Source organism: Actinoallomurus purpureus, assembly GCF_024055795.1.
GTDB lineage: Bacteria > Actinomycetota > Actinomycetes > Streptosporangiales > Streptosporangiaceae > Actinoallomurus > Actinoallomurus purpureus.
This window is the reverse complement of the sequence record NZ_JAMXMY010000009.1, coordinates 208,109-222,579: the sequence shown is the minus strand read 5'-3', so window position 1 is coordinate 222,579 and position 14,471 is coordinate 208,109. Positions and strand designations below refer to the sequence as shown.

The 14,471-nt window shown below is 68.2% G+C and carries 16 protein-coding genes and 2 pseudogenes; 9 read left to right on the top strand and 9 right to left on the bottom strand.

The window, feature by feature from the left end:
* The first annotated feature begins 126 nt into the window (after positions 1-126).
* Positions 127-1,167, top strand: coding sequence for a VCBS repeat-containing protein (locus tag NE236_RS18755; RefSeq protein WP_252843311.1), 1,041 nt, complete (start codon positions 127-129; stop codon positions 1,165-1,167).
* Positions 1,168-1,647: 480 nt separating this feature from the next.
* Here the strand turns inward: NE236_RS18755 and NE236_RS18750 are convergent, their stop codons facing one another.
* From NE236_RS18750 to NE236_RS18725, 6 genes and pseudogenes are all read right to left on the bottom strand, one after another.
* Positions 1,648-1,800: a hypothetical protein gene (locus tag NE236_RS18750; protein ID WP_252843310.1), complete on the bottom strand. Its 153-nt coding sequence runs from the start codon at positions 1,798-1,800 to the stop codon at positions 1,648-1,650.
* A gap of 320 nt (positions 1,801-2,120) precedes the next feature.
* Positions 2,121-2,381, bottom strand: a complete 261-nt coding sequence (locus tag NE236_RS18745) for a Txe/YoeB family addiction module toxin (RefSeq protein ID WP_252843309.1) — start codon at positions 2,379-2,381, stop codon at positions 2,121-2,123.
* Positions 2,378-2,629, bottom strand: a complete 252-nt coding sequence (locus NE236_RS18740) for a type II toxin-antitoxin system Phd/YefM family antitoxin (RefSeq protein ID WP_252843308.1) — start codon at positions 2,627-2,629, stop codon at positions 2,378-2,380. Before NE236_RS18740 ends, NE236_RS18745 begins: the two co-directional genes overlap by 4 nt.
* 355 nt (positions 2,630-2,984) lie before the next feature.
* A pseudogene (locus NE236_RS18735) lies at positions 2,985-3,080 on the bottom strand (helix-turn-helix domain-containing protein); the annotation flags it as partial.
* Between the two features lie 153 nt (positions 3,081-3,233).
* Positions 3,234-3,637 (bottom strand): annotated as a pseudogene (locus NE236_RS18730) (DUF4082 domain-containing protein).
* A gap of 575 nt (positions 3,638-4,212) precedes the next feature.
* Positions 4,213-4,614: an integrase core domain-containing protein gene (locus tag NE236_RS18725; RefSeq protein ID WP_252843307.1), complete on the bottom strand. Its 402-nt coding sequence runs from the start codon at positions 4,612-4,614 to the stop codon at positions 4,213-4,215.
* Between the two features lie 169 nt (positions 4,615-4,783).
* Between NE236_RS18725 and NE236_RS18720 the strand changes: the two genes are divergently transcribed.
* The 3 genes from NE236_RS18720 to NE236_RS18710 all read left to right on the top strand — a co-directional run bounded on the left by NE236_RS18720 (position 4,784) and on the right by NE236_RS18710 (position 5,925).
* The gene (locus NE236_RS18720) at positions 4,784-5,209 is read left to right on the top strand and encodes a helix-turn-helix domain-containing protein (protein ID WP_252843306.1); all 426 of its coding nucleotides are present in this window, start codon (positions 4,784-4,786) and stop codon (positions 5,207-5,209) included.
* Positions 5,209-5,601 carry an integrase core domain-containing protein gene (locus NE236_RS18715; protein ID WP_252843305.1) on the top strand — a complete coding sequence of 131 codons (393 nt, stop codon included), beginning with the start codon at positions 5,209-5,211 and terminating at the stop codon, positions 5,599-5,601. The genes NE236_RS18720 and NE236_RS18715 overlap by 1 nt, the downstream gene beginning before the upstream one ends.
* Before the next feature lie 180 nt (positions 5,602-5,781).
* Complete coding sequence (locus NE236_RS18710) at positions 5,782-5,925, top strand: hypothetical protein (protein ID WP_252843304.1); 144 nt, start codon at positions 5,782-5,784, stop codon at positions 5,923-5,925.
* 36 nt (positions 5,926-5,961) lie between these two features.
* Here the strand turns inward: NE236_RS18710 and NE236_RS18705 are convergent, their stop codons facing one another.
* Together NE236_RS18705 and NE236_RS18700 are read right to left on the bottom strand one after the other, a co-directional pair.
* The gene (locus NE236_RS18705) at positions 5,962-6,951 is read right to left on the bottom strand and encodes an ABC-2 membrane transporter-related protein (RefSeq protein WP_252843303.1); all 990 of its coding nucleotides are present in this window, start codon (positions 6,949-6,951) and stop codon (positions 5,962-5,964) included.
* Positions 6,948-7,784 carry an ABC transporter ATP-binding protein gene (locus NE236_RS18700; protein ID WP_252843302.1) on the bottom strand — a complete coding sequence of 279 codons (837 nt, stop codon included), beginning with the start codon at positions 7,782-7,784 and terminating at the stop codon, positions 6,948-6,950. Before NE236_RS18700 ends, NE236_RS18705 begins: the two co-directional genes overlap by 4 nt.
* Before the next feature lie 111 nt (positions 7,785-7,895).
* Here NE236_RS18700 and NE236_RS18695 point away from each other — a divergent pair, with 111 nt between their 5' ends.
* The 3 genes from NE236_RS18695 to NE236_RS45090 all read left to right on the top strand — a co-directional run bounded on the left by NE236_RS18695 (position 7,896) and on the right by NE236_RS45090 (position 10,714).
* On the top strand, positions 7,896-8,549 hold the full coding sequence (locus tag NE236_RS18695; RefSeq protein WP_252843301.1) for a response regulator transcription factor: 654 nt from the start codon (positions 7,896-7,898) through the stop codon (positions 8,547-8,549).
* Between the two features lies 1 nt (position 8,550).
* Positions 8,551-9,648 carry a sensor histidine kinase gene (locus tag NE236_RS18690; RefSeq protein ID WP_252843300.1) on the top strand — a complete coding sequence of 366 codons (1,098 nt, stop codon included), beginning with the start codon at positions 8,551-8,553 and terminating at the stop codon, positions 9,646-9,648.
* Between the two features lie 268 nt (positions 9,649-9,916).
* Positions 9,917-10,714: a transposase gene (locus tag NE236_RS45090; RefSeq protein WP_372494383.1), complete on the top strand. Its 798-nt coding sequence runs from the start codon at positions 9,917-9,919 to the stop codon at positions 10,712-10,714.
* Here the strand turns inward: NE236_RS45090 and NE236_RS18680 are convergent.
* A complete protein-coding gene (locus NE236_RS18680) occupies positions 10,636-12,306 on the bottom strand; it encodes a RecQ family ATP-dependent DNA helicase (protein ID WP_252843299.1) in 1,671 nt (556 codons plus the stop codon). The two genes, NE236_RS45090 and NE236_RS18680, sit on opposite strands and share 79 nt — an antisense overlap.
* Before the next feature lie 381 nt (positions 12,307-12,687).
* Here NE236_RS18680 and NE236_RS18675 point away from each other — a divergent pair, with 381 nt between their 5' ends.
* Entirely contained in the window at positions 12,688-13,011 is a 324-nt protein-coding gene (locus NE236_RS18675) for a YciI family protein (RefSeq protein ID WP_252843298.1), read from the top strand.
* Positions 13,008-14,249 carry an RNA polymerase sigma factor gene (locus NE236_RS18670; protein ID WP_252843297.1) on the top strand — a complete coding sequence of 414 codons (1,242 nt, stop codon included), beginning with the start codon at positions 13,008-13,010 and terminating at the stop codon, positions 14,247-14,249. Before NE236_RS18675 ends, NE236_RS18670 begins: the two co-directional genes overlap by 4 nt.
* Positions 14,250-14,471: the final 222 nt, after the last annotated feature.

The following is a 14,471-nucleotide window of genomic DNA, read 5'->3' as shown; positions in this document are numbered from 1 at the left end:
GACTCCAACGGACTGGTACCTGGCCCGTTCCCGACCGGGACCCCCATTGACCTGACGCTCACCCCAGGCACAGGCGCTACACCGACCCGATATCAGTACCAGGTCAACGATGGCCGAATCCACACAGTGGAGTCGACGTCGGGAACGGCGAACATCCAGATCGTTCCGACCGGCCGTAACGGCACGCTGAACGTTACGGCCGTGGCGGCGGACGGCACCGACAGTCCCAAGATCACCGAGAAGTTCATCGGCATCAGCAACCCACCCGCAGCAGATCAGGACATCGACGGCGACGGGAAACCCGATCTGGTCACCATCGGCGACACTCCCGGACTACCTTCTGGGCTCTGGCTCGCCTCGGGAGCCTCGGGTGGCCGGATACGCATTCCCGCCAAGGACATCGGTGCCCTAGGCGCGGGGTTCAACACCGAGCCGAACCCGGCGGACTTCAACGGCGGGCAGGTCGTCGTCGGAAACTACTTCGGTGACGGCTTCCAGGACTTCATCGTGTACTTCACCTCGGGTCTGGAGAGCGGCACGGCGGTGCTGCTGGGCGGCAGCGGTGACGGCTCCACGCTTGAACCGGTCTCCGGCAATCAGCAGAACGTCGGGGACGGCCTCACCGACTACAACGGGGATAATCCCCTGGCGTTCGCCAACGCGTACAACTCCATGGGATCGAATGGATCCGGAGACGATCTGATCGCGATCTCGGGTGACGCGACGAACGGGTACTACCTCAACTATTACGAATGCCGATCGTTCGGCGGCATATATGCGCCGCAGTTCAGGATCTCCACGAATACCCCGGACGGCACACCCGACTGGCAGAACTGGCGGATGACCACCACCCGGGTCGCGTCGGGTACCGCGATGTACCTATGGAAGCCGTCCACCGGCGATCTGTACCTGTGGGAAAGCCTCACTACGCACGACAACGGCGACACCACCGGGACCATCACCTACACCCAGTACAAGATCGCCGAGAACTGGAACACGGGCGCGACCTTCTCCACCTTCCAGGCAGCCGACTTCGCCACCAACGGCACACCCGGACTGTGGACCGCGACCCCGGCGGGCGTCGCCACGGCCTACACCGTCTCGGACCTGTCCACCACCCCGAACATCCACGCCGGCGCGCCACAGACATTGTCACCAGCGAACTGAGTCGACCGCCCGGAAATCACAGTCGGCACGCACAGTCACGCGATCACCCCCAACCATGGTTGCTCCGTGGTTGCTCGGATGCCACGAAACAGCACGTCAGCGGGCGGCACGAACCGGCACCAGAACCGTTGGAGTCGCGGACGAACCGGCATAGACTGTCAGTGAGAGCACTGATCTGATACGAGAGCAGCGGACTCTTAATCCGCGGGTTCGGGGTTCAAGTCCCTGGCGGCGCACCCGTCCTGACCTGGGCGTTCTCGATTACAATCGGGAACGCCCAGTGTCCGTTTTGGGGTAGTGGTTGCTCGGATGCCACGATCTTGCCAAAACACAACCCCAGCCAGCGCCCTACGCCCCCGTGCGGACGTGATCGCAGGCACGGTAGAACACCCCAGTGCGATTTCGGCCGCGACGGTGGACGGCGACAGGCCGCTCTGTTTCCTCCCAGCGCTCCTGTGCGTGCCGAAAATGTCATCCACGTCATGCGACCTGGGAGTACTCGTGGATGATGCCGCCGAGACGGTCACGCCGCCCGACCTTGAATTGATCTAGGTTCGCGGGCTCAGGGAGCTTGGTCAGCGGACTGGCCTGGGCAAGCGTCCGATGCGTGCGGGTGCCGAAAACCTCATCCATGTCGTGTGACCTGCAGATCCTCGAGAACAGCCGATCGCGGTCACCACGGTCAGTCCGGAAGTCGAGGGAACCCCAATCGGCGGTTGCCGAGGGGCCCACAGCGGCCGACGGCCGCCCTGGGCCGGAACGTGGGCGCTGCCACGGTCTGGAGGATCCTGCACAAGGCCGGCATCGATCCGGCTCCGCGACGGTCCGGACCGGGCTGGGGCGAGTTCTTGCGTGCTCAGGCGTCCGGGATTCTGGCCTGCGATTTCTTTCACGCCGTATTCGGCACTCACACGCTGTCGCTACCGGCCTCTATCGCAACGCCGACTTCGAAGTCAACTTCCATAATGGTAACGGCACGCGGCTATACGGATCTCATCGTCGCTGATCTTGTAGACGAGTCGATGCTCGTCGGTGATCCGGCGGGACCAGTAGCCATGGAACCCATGCTTGAGGGGTTCAGGCTTGCCCATCCCCTCGTTACCGTTGCGCTCCACATCCTTGATCAACGCATTGATCCGCTTAAGGACTTTACGGTCCTGCGTTTGCCACCACACATAGTCATCCCAGGAACGCTCGTCCCATACCAGCTTCATTCAGCGAGTTCCCGCTCGATCCCCTGGCCGTGCTCGAGCCGGTCGATCGAGGCAAGGAGCCTGCGGGCGTTCTCCGGACTCCGAAGAAGGTACGCGGCCTCCTTCAGGGACTCGTAGTCGTCGAGCGCGACCATCACCACCGGGTCGTGACCGGCCCGGGTGATGACGACCTCCTCGCGATCTTCAACGACCGCGTTGAGAGTCTCGGCATACTTCGCACGCGACTCCGAGTAGGTCATCGTCTTCATCGTCCACCTCCCGTACGTACAAGAAATTGTACGTAACACCCGGCCGGAGAGCAAGCAGATGCCCTGGCCGACCACCACCGCCCCGGCCGCGACCTCGCCGTTCGCCACCACCCCCGCGATTCGGGCGATCAACGCCGCCTGACGGCCATGGTTGCTCGCCGGTTGCTCGGATGCCACGATCTTGCCAAACGCAGCCCCGATAGGTGGCCGACGGCCAGGTGCGGGGCATCGTCGGCCCCGCTGGGTCGCACCGATTCACCAGTGATGCACCGCGGTGTTCCGTCATCCTGACCAGAGCCTGTGGGGCCCGAAAACCTCGGTCAGGGTTGGCGACCTACGTCGGTACCGCACGATCACGTGCCGCAGTGGTGCGGCTGACGCCGAAGCGTTCGGCGGCCCTGCGCAGCGGCCAGCCATCCTCCACGACACACCGGGCCAGACGAAGGCGACCAAGTCGGGGTCCGCGGGGCGTTTCAGTGGGACACGAGGGCCTCCTGGACGTCGGTGCAGATGTCGCAATCCACACCGAACCCAGAAGGCCCTCTCCTCGTTCCAGGACCACCCCAGGCGTGTCGCCTGTCACCAACGTTCCCGGACAGCACATTTAGCTCGATCCTGTGAACACCACGTCGACCCAGTAGTTGGTGGACTGGTAGCTCCCCGTGGGGAACGTGTTCGTGGCGCCGTAGGCATACACACCGTTCCCGCCGGAATCAGCGCTCGCCGGCGCGGTCAAAGGAGCGTTGATGTACGCACTGGTGAAATACTGCCGCGTCACAGAATAATTACCCGACGACGTGAAATAAGACGCGACATACGTAGTGTTCGCCGTCACCGCCACCGGGGTGGAGAAATTCACCTGCTGCCAGCCCGACGCCGACTCGCCGGTGAAGGTCGCACTCGCCAGCAACGTCCCGCTCGCACTCCACAAACTTCCCACGGAGTCCCCGTGTTCAGCGAACCCTTGTAGAACCGGATACCCGTCACGGTCCCGCTCATCGACGCCATGAACTTGACACCCAGCGTGACCGCAAACGCATCGTTGTGAGACGCGACATCCGGAACATCGGTACTCCGCCACAAACTAGTGGACACGACTTGATTTGATCGGTGCGGGCGCGGCACTCGTGTACGTGACCCGGAAGCGTCGCGCCAGGCAACACTGAAACAACGCTGAAAGACGGGTCGTCTGCCCGCCCACGATCCCCAGTGGGCGCGGGCGGGCAGACGACGCCTTCGGATCACGTTCGGTGACCGGTCAATCGACGTCGTGGGCGCTGATCGCGAAAGCCGCGCACAGCGACCTCGTTCACCGCAACCCATGCCCGGCCCCGGGCCCGACGCCCCTGCGAAGGGCCGCGATGTCCAGCATCCTGCTCGTCGTGAGCGTATGAGTGCCGAATATCGTGTCACAGGGTTTGATCTGGGGTTTCGCTGTGGTCGGCGGTTCGGCTCCGGCAGGATCACAGGATGGCTCTGCGGTTGTTGTACTTGATCGTCTTACGGATGTTCGGCTGGATCGCGCTGCTCGCCCGATCACAGACGTCCAAGGTTGCGGGTGCCGATTATTACGTCCATGCAGGTCATGCGGCATGTTGGTACTCACGGAGGACACCGCCGAGCCGGTCTCGTCGAAGGATGTCAAGCTGATCGAGTCGGCGTGGTTCGGTGAGCGGCTCGGGGGCCGGCCGTAGCGGCGCGCCGTTCAAGCTGCGGTGGGGCCGGTGGGTGTTGTAGAAGTCTTCGAACTCACGCAGTGCGTGCAGCAGGTGGTGTTGGTTCCAGATCAAGGTGCGGTCGAGCAGTTCGCGTCGGCAGGTCTGCACCCACCGCTCCATGATCGCGTTCATCCGTGGCATCCGCACACCGGTGAGCACCACCTTGATCCCGGCATCGGCCAGGACAGCGTCGAACAGGTCGGGGAACGTCCCGTCCCGGTCCCGGATCAGATATCGCGCTCGGCATCCGGCGTCTTGAAGGTCCATGACCAGGTTCCGGGCGGCTTGGGTCACCCACGAGGCGGTCGGGTGCGCGGTGGCGCCCAGGACGCGGAACCGGGCGATCCTTTCCGCGCTCGCGCGTCTACTCCCCCGGCACCGTCGGCACCACCTGTTCGTCACCCCGCGGGCGCTCCTGCGGTGGCACGCTGACCTGATGAAGCGACGCTGGACCGACCCCAAGCGCGGGCCGGGACGACCATCGATCCCGCCCACGATCCGGGACCTGATCCTGCGGTTAGCGACCGAGAACCCGACCTGGGGATATCGCCGCATCGCCGGCGAGATCGCCGGTCTGGGCCGGAAGATCTCCCCGGCCACCGTCTGGGCCATCTTGAAGAAGGCCGGGTTCGATCCAGCACCTCAGCGCGGTGACCTGACCTGGGCACAGTTCCTCAAGGCCCAAACGTCCGGCATCCTGGCCTGCGACTTCTTCAGCGTGGAGACGATCACTCTCGCCCGGCTGTACTGCTTCGCAGTAGGCCAACACGCCACGCGCCACGCGCCACGCGCCACGTCCACGTGCTGGGAGTCACAGCGAACCCGACGGCCGGCTGGGTCACCCAACAAGCCCGCAACCTGATGCTCGACCTGGGCAATCGCGCCAGCGACTTCCGATTCTTGATCAGGGATCGAGACAGCAAGTTCACCACGCCGTTCGATCAGGTGTTCACAACCGATGGCATCCGCGTGATGCTCACTGCTCCCCAGGCCCCTCGGATGAACGCGATCATGGAACGGTGGGTGGGCAGCATACGCCGTGAACTCCTCGACCGGATCCTCATCATGAACGAACGCCACCTACGCAAAACCCTCACCGAGTACGAGGCCCACTTCAACATGCATCGGCCGCACCGGACCCTGAACCAGGCCAGCCCTCTGCGGGCACTGCCCGATCCCGTCGACGCCGACATCAAGGTCACCCGACGAGACCGGCTCGGCGGCCTCCTCCCCGAATACGCTCAGGTCGCATGAGCTGACACAGTATCCGGCACCCACACGGTCAACTACCTGTTCTTCTGGGTAGGTGCAGGTGCGGTCGGTGACCCAGGATTCGGTGACCGTCCGATGTACCAATACAACCGCGCGGCCCAAAGTCTCGTCCGGTAGACCGTCGCGTTCAGCGAGGTCGGCGTCCGCCTCCAGCCGTTCGGGATGGACTACCGCTGGCCCGAGCAGATCGACGCCTTGGCCACCGAGGCCCCCGGCCTGCGCCTCGAGGCCCGCTACGCGGACTCGGGACGCGAGCCGTTCGGCCCGTCGAGTAAGAGCCACATGTCGGTGTACCGCAAGCCCTGAGCCCGCCCCCGGGAAGCGGGGACGGGCGCAGACGCGTCAGCTGGAGCGGTGCCGGATCCACCAGAAGCCGAAGGCGGCCAGCAGGAGGGTGACTCCGAGATACGCGGAGAGCTCGATCCACTGGAACGGCCAGTAGCGGCCGGCCGGCTGGTATGTGTAGCTGAAGTGCAGGTTCTGGCCGGCCATGCAGGCCGTATTCTCCGCCTGCGAGCCCTTCTCGCACGCCTTCGCCTGCTGGAGGGTGTACGGGGTGCCGTCGGCGTTGAGTACCTTGGCGTCATCCGTCAGGGACCAGGTGCCCGCCATGGTGTAGCCCACGATCGTGGCGCCGCGGTCGTTGATGCCGAAGGCGTCCGATCGGCTCATCGCGTCCTCGTCGAACGCCACGGTGGTCGTCACGGGCGCCATGAGGTGCTCGCGGACCACGGTGGGCACGAGCAGTTGGACGATGGCGAACACGGCCAGGGTCAGCGCCATGGCCACCAGCGTGCGGCGCGCGACGAGGCCGACGACGGTGCCGAGGACGAACGCGAATGCGGCGTAGCCGAGGGGGACGACATTGCGGGAGGCGAAGTTCACCGCGCCGAAGCGGTCGCCGATGAACTGGTCGTAGCGGCTCGCGTTCCAGGTGAGCAGGAGGCTGAACAGGCCGGTGACCGCGGCGCCGGCGAGCGTGAGGAGCACCAGCTTGGTCGCCAGCCAGCGGGTGCGGGTCACGCTCTGGTTCCAGACCAGGCGGTCGGTCCGCTCCTCCAGCTCCCGGGCTATCAGGGGCGCGCCCCAGAAGATGCCGATGACGGCGGGGACGGCGATGAGCAGGAGGCCGACGATCGACAGCGGGCCGGTGTACGACTCGTCGAAGGCGTGCCGGGCGGTGGCGCAGTCGCTGGGTTGGCAGCCCAGGACGCTGGCATAGTCGTCGCGGATGCGGGAGCCGAGGTACACCAGGTAGATCGCGATCGCGGCCAGGGCAGCGGCGACGACCAGGGCCTGGGTGCGGAACTGCCGCCAGGTCAGCCAGATCATGCCGCACCGCCGATCGACGCGACCGCGGCGCGGGTCATGTACGCCATGCCCAGGTCCTCGAGGTCGACCGGCTGCGCGCCCGGCAGCACGGCGTCGGAGCGCACGACGTCCTCGTGGATGCGCTCGGCGCCAGTTGGTAGGGCACCGGCCACCCGGTGGTGCACGGCCAGCAGGTCGTCCACGTCGCCCGCCAGCTGCACCCGGCCCGCGGCCAGCACGATCAGGTGGTCGCAGACCTGTTCCAGGTCACCGAGCAGATGTGAGGACAGCACCACGCTGACCCCGAGCTCGGCGACGAAATCGAGCAGGTCGCGCAGGAACGCGTGGCGGGCCAGCGGGTCGAGCGAAGCAACCGGCTCGTCGAGAATCAGCAGTTCGGCGCGTTTGGCGGCGGCGACGGTGAGGGCGAGCTGGGCCCGCTGCCCGCCGGAGAGCCCGCCGGCCTTCTGCGCGGGGTCGAGGCCGAGCCGCTTCACCCGGCGCTCGGCCAGCGGCTGGTCCCAGCGGGGGTTGAGCCGGGCGCCGAGTCGCAGGTGGTCGGCGACCGACAGGCCGCGGTAGACCGGGGCGTCCTGCGCGACGAACCCGACCTTGGCCAACTGGGCCGCGCTGCCTCCCGGGCGGTTGCCGAGCACCTTGATGCTGCCCGTCGTGGGCGCGATCACCCCGCAGGTCAGCCCGAGCAGCGTGGACTTGCCGGCGCCGTTGGGGCCGACCAGGCCGACGATCCGCCCGGCCGGTACGTGCAGGGTGCAGTCGGCCAGGGCGGTGGTGCGGCCGTACCGTTTGCCGAGCCCCCCGGTCTCGATGACCGGCGTTGTTGCTGTGGTCACGGAGCGATCCCCTATCTCGAATGGATGTGGGGGCCAGTTCTAGCCAGCCGGCGGTCACGGCACGGTCAGGGTGTGACCGCACCGTGACCGTTGTGCGGATAACCTCGCCCGATGAGGGTGCTCGTGGTCGAGGATCAGGTGGTACTCGCCGACTCGGTGGCGCGGGCTCTGCGCTACGAGGGGATGGCGGTCGATGTGGTGTATGACGGCGCCGCCGCGCTCCAGCGCACCGCCGTGCTCGACTACGACGTCGTCGTGCTCGACCGCGATCTGCCCGGCGTGCACGGCGACCAGGTGTGTCGCACGCTGGTCGCCCGGGAGTCGTCCAGCCGGGTGCTGATGCTGACCGCCTCGGGCACCGTCGCGGAGCGGGTCGAGGGCCTCGGCCTGGGCGCCGACGACTACCTGCCCAAACCGTTCGCGTACGCCGAGCTGGTGGCCCGGATCCGCGCGGTCGGCCGGCGCTCCAAGCCGGCCACCCCGCCGGTCCTCCTGCACGGCGACCTGCGGCTCGACCCGGCACGGCGGATCGCCACCCGAGCCGGGGCGCAGCTCGCGCTGAGCCCGAAGGAGTTCGCGGTCCTCGAGCACCTGCTCACCGCCCAGGGCCGGCTGGTCTCCGCGGAGGAACTGCTCGACCGGGTGTGGGACCAGGCCGCCGACCCGTTCACCACGACGGTCAAGGCAACGATGAACCGGCTGCGGGCCAAGCTCGGCGATCCGCCGTTGATCGTGACGGTCGCGCGCGCCGGCTACCGCATCTGACATGCGGGTCAACCGGCTCCGGCGGCGCCTCACCCTGCTGTACTGCGCGGCGTCGGTCGCCTCCGGCGTCGTGCTGCTCCTCATCATCACGTTGCTGTCCCGCAGCCTGCCGCCGGCCGACGCGCCGGCGCCGGAGGGCGTCTCCGTCGAGCCGGGACACCTGCCCGACTCCCTACCGGTCGACCTCAAGACCTACCGGTCGGACATCCTGCTCCTGCCGGGCGTCGCGCTAGCCATCATGGCCGTGCTATCGCTGGCGGTGGGCTGGTTGATCGCCGGCCGGATCCTGCGCCCCGTGCGCACGATGACCGGGCGACTGCGGCAGATCTCCGGCCGTAACGTGCACGAGCGGCTCGCGATGGCGGGTCCGCGCGACGAGTTGAAGGATCTCGCCGACACCGTCGACGAGCTGCTCGGCCGGTTGGAGACCGCGCTTGACGGCCACAAACGATTCGTCGCCAACGCCGCGCACGAACTGCGTACGCCGCTGACCGTCGAGCACGCCCTGCTCGAGGAGCCGCTCGTCGCCCCGGACGCGACCGTCGAGAGGTACCGGGCCAACTTCGAGAGTCTGATCGCGGTCAACCGGGCGCGGGGCCGGCTGCTCGAGTCGCTGCTGACCCTCGCCGGCAGCGAGCACGGCCGGGGCCGGGCCGAGCCGATCGACCTCGCCGGGCTGGCCGAGCAGGCGGTGCGCGACCGGGCGGCCGAGCTCGACCGGCACGGGCTGCGGGTCAAGGCGATGATCCGGCCGGCCACGCTGAGCGGCGATCCGGCGCTGATCGGACGGCTGGTGGCCAACCTGTGCGACAACGCCGTGCACTACAACGTTCCCGGCGGCGTGGTCGAGGTGAGCACCCGTCGCGCCGCGGATCAGGCGCTCCTGGTCGTCTCGAATACCGGTCCGGTGGTACCACCCGAGGAGGTGGACCGGTTGTTCGAGCCGTTCCAGCGCATGCGGCGGGTGGCCGACGACCACCACGGGCTGGGCCTGTCGATAGTGCGGGCGATCGCCGTCGCCCACGGCGCCGTGCTCACGGCCCACGCGCATCCCGAGGGCGGGCTCACCGTCGAGAGCAGCTTCCCAGCTATATCGTGACCCCGGCCTCGTGCCCAGGAGCCCCGCCCAGGTGCGGTTGTCGCAGCACACTTGACCAGCAGGTGCGAGACGTAGCCCCTTCACGGTCGCCTCGGTCGATGGGCGAATGTCGGCGGTCATGTCACTCCCGTGGTCTCGGGCTCGGCGTGTCGGCCAGAGCCGTCCGGGCAGTCCCACGGCTCATTGCCGACGTGGATCCACTCCTTCGGGAGCCGATCCGGGAAGAGTGCGGTCCTGGGTGGCCTCGCCGCGACAGTTCGTGCGGCGCATGGTCAACCCACCCGGATATCGGCTTCGGGCCTGGCCTTGTAGGTCGCAGGTCCCCGAGTTATGGCTCCAGGTGGCGCGCGAGGTCGCCGAGCCTGAGGCGCTCACCAGCGAGCACCTCATCCACCCGCGCCGCCGAGGCGAACGCGAAGCGCTGCGCGTTCTGCTCGCCACCCGTCAGGGCGCCGTCGAGGCGACGACCGCGGCGATCAACCATCTCAAGGCCCTGGTCGTCTCGGCCCCCGATGACCTGCGCGCTGAGATCCGTGCCCTGGGCAGCAATGCCCAGGTCGCTTACTGCGCCAAGCTGCGCGACCGGCCCGCCCAGTCGCTGGAGCACCGGATGACCATCCGTGTCCTGCGCTCCACCGCCCAGCGCATCCAGACGCTGCGCGCCGAGGCCAAGGCGTTGGAGGAGGAGATCACCGCCCTGGTCAGTGCAATCAAACCCGAGCTGCTGGAGCAGGTCGGAATCGGCGCCGTCAGCGCGGCGCAGATCCTGGTGAGCTGGTCACATCCCGGGCGGTTCCGGTCTGAGGCCGCCTTCGCAGCGTTCGCCGGCACCGCTCCGATCCCGGCATCTTCTGGCCTGACCAACCGGCATCGGCTCAACCGCAGCGGCGACCGCCAGCTCAACAGGGCACTGCACACCATCATCCTCGTCCGAGCCCGCGTCGATCCCGAAACGCGCACGCGGGAGGGGTCCCGTAGGCGGGCTGCTCACTGTTCGGTGCCGCTCTCCGGTGCGAGTGTCAGCAGGGAGTCGCGCTTGATCGCGTCCAGGGAAAGTGTCTTGTAGCCGATCTCCTCGAACAGCACGGTGATCCGGTCGGGTTCGGCGCGCATGACCGTCCCCGGACCCCACGACTTGTGCACCACCTCGGAGTGGACCGGGAATGGACTGTCGACCCGCGTCGTGTCGACCGCCCCCGCGACGCAGTTGTCGCAGTTGTCGCAGGTTTTCGTCGTACGGGGCTCGCCGAAGTACTCCAGCAGATAGCGGCGGCGGCACCCGGTGGTCTCGGCGTAGCCGCGCATCATGTCGATGCGCGAGTCGTCCACCCGGCGGCGGCTCTCGTCCAGCTCCATCGCGTCGGCCGCGGCCTGCTTGGGAGCGGGCCCCCGCTCGGCGTACCGCAGGTCTCCCCGGCCGCTCACCTCCACCGCCTTGGTGTGCTGGAGCAGGTTCACGAGAGACGTCAGCTTGGACGGGCCGATGCCCAGCGTGTCGCGTACGGCGCGGGGCTTCACGGTGCCGCCGTGCTCGTGGAGCAGGACGGCGAGCCGGAGCAGCATCTCCTCGTCCGGCCGGCCGCCAGCGAAGAACCGGCGCAGGCCGAGGTCCTCCGACCGGTAGTACAGGACCGCGTCGGCCGGCTCGCCGTCGCGGCCGGCCCGGCCGATCTCCTGGTAGTAGGAGTCCGGCGACTCGGGCGGGGCACTGTGCAGGACGTAGCGCACATTCGGCTTGTCGATCCCCATACCGAAGGCGGAGGTCGCCACGACGACGTCGAGCCCGTCCTCGGAGAACAACGTGTGCACCCGCTCGCGTTCGGACGCCTTCATCCCCGCGTGATAGGCCTCCGCGTGCAGCCCGGCCTCGGTCAGCTCTTTGGCGTACGCCGTGGCGTCGCGGCGTGTCGCGACGTACACCAGGCCGAGCCCGGACCGTCCGGCGGCGTCCGCGACGAGCGCGCGCCTCTTGGTGCTCTCCTCGGCGAACCGGCGGACCCGCAGCGCGATGTTGGGCCGGTCGAAGCCCCGGATGACCTGGTGGACGTCGCGGAGGCCGAGCACCTCCACGATGTCCTCGCGTACGGGCGGCGACGCGGTCGCGGTCAGCGCGATCACCGGGGGGTGGCCGAGGCGTTCGATGACCCGGCCGAGCCCGAGGTAGTCGGGCCGGAAGTCATGCCCCCAGGCCGAGACGCAGTGCGCCTCGTCGATCGCGATCAGCGAGGGTCGCGCCGCGGCGAGCCGGTCCACGACATCGGGCTTGGCGAGCTGCTCGGGGGAGAGGAAGACGTACTCGGCCTTACCGGCCCGGATCTGCTCCAGAGAGGCCTCGCTCGAGCCCGCGCGCTGCGCGGAGTTGACGACGACGGCGCCGCCCGCGTTCCGCTCCGCGAGCGAGAGCATCTGGTCCCGCTGCAGCGCGATCAACGGCGAGATCACGATGGTCGGGCCGTCGAGCAACTGGGCCGGGACCTGATAGGTCGCGGACTTGCCGCTGCCGGTCGGCATGACGACGAGTACGTCGTGCCCCTCAAGGAGGGACTGCATCGCCTCCGTCTGCCCGGGCCGCAGCCGCCGCCAGTCGAAGACCTCCCTCGCCGTCCGCTGAAGACGCCGCCGAGCCCCAAACCGGCCCAACCCATTGCGAATCCCCATCCAGCGCCCTCCCTGACGGCACTTGTCGTTCGGTCCCCAGGACCGAGGCTCGATCATCCAACCAGGTCCGTACGACGGCCGGTGCCCGCTTTGCTCGTGTATGTGCGTCTCAACCGTGCCGCGCGCCGTCGGGCCAGATGATGCGAACCGGGACGCCACGCGTGCAGCATGAATTCGCTTGCGGCCCGGAACCGCCGACGTCGTGACCTACGCCGGTCGGCGGTGTCGGATCGGGGCGGTGGTGTTCGTAGCAGGGGTGAGGCCGCCCACAAGGGGCGGCGCCAAGGTAGGGAACCGCGATCATGAAGCTGACGACCATGACTCAGGTCTGCGGCGCGGCGCGAACCACGCTGTCTTGACACCACAGGAGATGATCTTCAGATGCAGTACCTGGTTTCCGTGATCGATGACAAGAGCAATCCCGGCAGCACGGACAGGCAGCCTGCCATCAGCGCGTTCAACGAACGACTGATCGCCGAGGGCTACTGGGTTTTCGCGGGCGGCCTCGCCTCGCCCGACGCGGCCACGGTCATCGACAACCGGGGCGGGGAGGCGGTGTTCAGCGACGGGCCTTTCGTGGAGTCGAAGGAGTACCTCGCCGGCGTCTGGGTGTGGGAGGCCCCCGATCTGGATGTGGCGCTCAAGCTCGCCGCCGAGGCGTCGAAGGTCTGCGATCGGAAGATCGAGGTGCGGCCGTTCCAGTGAACAGGGTCGACGTCCGCGAGGCGGTCACCCGGGCCCACCACGAGGAGTGGGCCCGGGTGGTCGCCGCCCTGACCAGGCGTTTCGGTGACCTCGGCATCGCCGAGGAGGCGGCGGCCGAGGCGTTCGCGACCGCCGTCGAGCGGTGGCCGGCCGACGGCGTACCCCCCAACCCCGGCGCCTGGCTGACCACCACCGCGGGCCGCAAGGCCATCGACCGGATCCGGCGCGAGAACAAGCGCGACGACAAGCAGAAGGAGGCTCAACTGTTGTACGACGACGACCCGCCCGAGCCTGTCGACGCCATCGACGACGACCGACTCCGGCTGATCTTCACCTGCTGTCACCCGGCGCTGGCGATGCAGACCCGCGTGGCGCTGACGCTGCGCATGGTCGCCGGTCTGACCGTGCCCGAGATCGCCCGCGCCTTCCTGGTGGCCGAGAGCACCATGGGGCAGCGGATCACCCGCGCGAAGGCCAAAATCAAAGCGGCTCGCATCCCCTATCGGGTGCCGTCCGCCGAGGATCTCCCGGCGCGCGTGTCCGGCGTGCTCGCCGTCCTGTACCTGGTGTTCAACGAGGGCTACCTGGCGACCGGCCCCGACACCGACCCGGTGCGTCCCGGCCTGACCGCCGAGGCGATCCGGCTCACCCGCCTGATCCGTTCCCTGATGCCGGGCGACGGTGAGGTGGCCGGGCTGCTGGCGCTGATGCTCCTCATCGAGGCCCGCCGCCCCGCCCGGGTCTCGGCCGGCGGCGAACTGGTCACGCTCGACGAGCAGGACCGTGGGGCCTGGGACGCGGCGCTGATCGCCGAGGGGCATCGGCTGGTGCGCGAGCGCCTCGCCGCTGCCGCCGCCGGGGTCGCTCCGGGCCGCTACCAGATTCTCGCGGCGATCAACGCCGTGCACACCTCCGCCCGCGACATACGCGACACCGACTGGTCGCAGGTCCTCGCCCTCTACGACCAGCTCATCCGCCTCGACACCTCCCCGATCATCGCCCTCAACCGGGCCATCGCGGTCGCCGAACTCGACGGCCCGGACGTGGCACTGGCAGCCGTCGACCGCCTTGAAGACAAGCTGGCCGGCTACCACGCCTACCACGCCACCCGCGCCGACCTGCTGCGCCGGCTGGGCCGCAGTCAGCAGTCACGCGCGGCCTACGACAAAGCCATCGAACTGGCGGGCAACACCGCCGAGACCGCCTACCTGACCCGCCGCCGCGACCAACTGCGGTAGCGCCCACGGATCCCGATCAAAACCCCGCGCGCAGCGGCGGCGGCCCCGAGGCGCCCTGCCGATGCATTCCGCAACCTGTCGGGGACCTACGGTGGAGTCGCCCTGATCGGCGCACGCACCACCTGCGGGCAGACGCTGCTCGCTGCGGCCGGCGGCCTCGAAGCCGCCTACCGCCCCTAATCTCCCAGTAGGAGCGTGGGCCAAGAAGATGATCTTGCGGAT

What these genes read in the sequence shown, in the direction of transcription:
- NE236_RS18750 (WP_252843310.1), bottom strand. Translation starts at nt 1,800, where the DNA reads ATGGATGAGGTTTTCGGCACCCGCACGCATCGGACGCTTGCCCAGGCC.
- NE236_RS18745 (WP_252843309.1), bottom strand. Translation starts at nt 2,381, where the DNA reads ATGAAGCTGGTATGGGACGAGCGTTCCTGGGATGACTATGTGTGGTGG.
- NE236_RS18740 (WP_252843308.1), bottom strand. Translation starts at nt 2,629, where the DNA reads ATGAAGACGATGACCTACTCGGAGTCGCGTGCGAAGTATGCCGAGACT.
- NE236_RS18725 (WP_252843307.1), bottom strand. Translation starts at nt 4,614, where the DNA reads ATGGACCTTCAAGACGCCGGATGCCGAGCGCGATATCTGATCCGGGAC.
- NE236_RS18720 (WP_252843306.1), top strand. Translation starts at nt 4,784, where the DNA reads ATGAAGCGACGCTGGACCGACCCCAAGCGCGGGCCGGGACGACCATCG.
- NE236_RS18715 (WP_252843305.1), top strand. Translation starts at nt 5,209, where the DNA reads ATGCTCGACCTGGGCAATCGCGCCAGCGACTTCCGATTCTTGATCAGG.
- NE236_RS18710 (WP_252843304.1), top strand. Translation starts at nt 5,782, where the DNA reads ATGGACTACCGCTGGCCCGAGCAGATCGACGCCTTGGCCACCGAGGCC.
- NE236_RS18705 (WP_252843303.1), bottom strand. Translation starts at nt 6,951, where the DNA reads ATGATCTGGCTGACCTGGCGGCAGTTCCGCACCCAGGCCCTGGTCGTC.
- NE236_RS18695 (WP_252843301.1), top strand. Translation starts at nt 7,896, where the DNA reads ATGAGGGTGCTCGTGGTCGAGGATCAGGTGGTACTCGCCGACTCGGTG.
- NE236_RS18690 (WP_252843300.1), top strand. Translation starts at nt 8,551, where the DNA reads ATGCGGGTCAACCGGCTCCGGCGGCGCCTCACCCTGCTGTACTGCGCG.
- NE236_RS45090 (WP_372494383.1), top strand. Translation starts at nt 9,917, where the DNA reads ATGGTCAACCCACCCGGATATCGGCTTCGGGCCTGGCCTTGTAGGTCG.
- NE236_RS18680 (WP_252843299.1), bottom strand. Translation starts at nt 12,306, where the DNA reads ATGGGGATTCGCAATGGGTTGGGCCGGTTTGGGGCTCGGCGGCGTCTT.
- NE236_RS18675 (WP_252843298.1), top strand. Translation starts at nt 12,688, where the DNA reads ATGCAGTACCTGGTTTCCGTGATCGATGACAAGAGCAATCCCGGCAGC.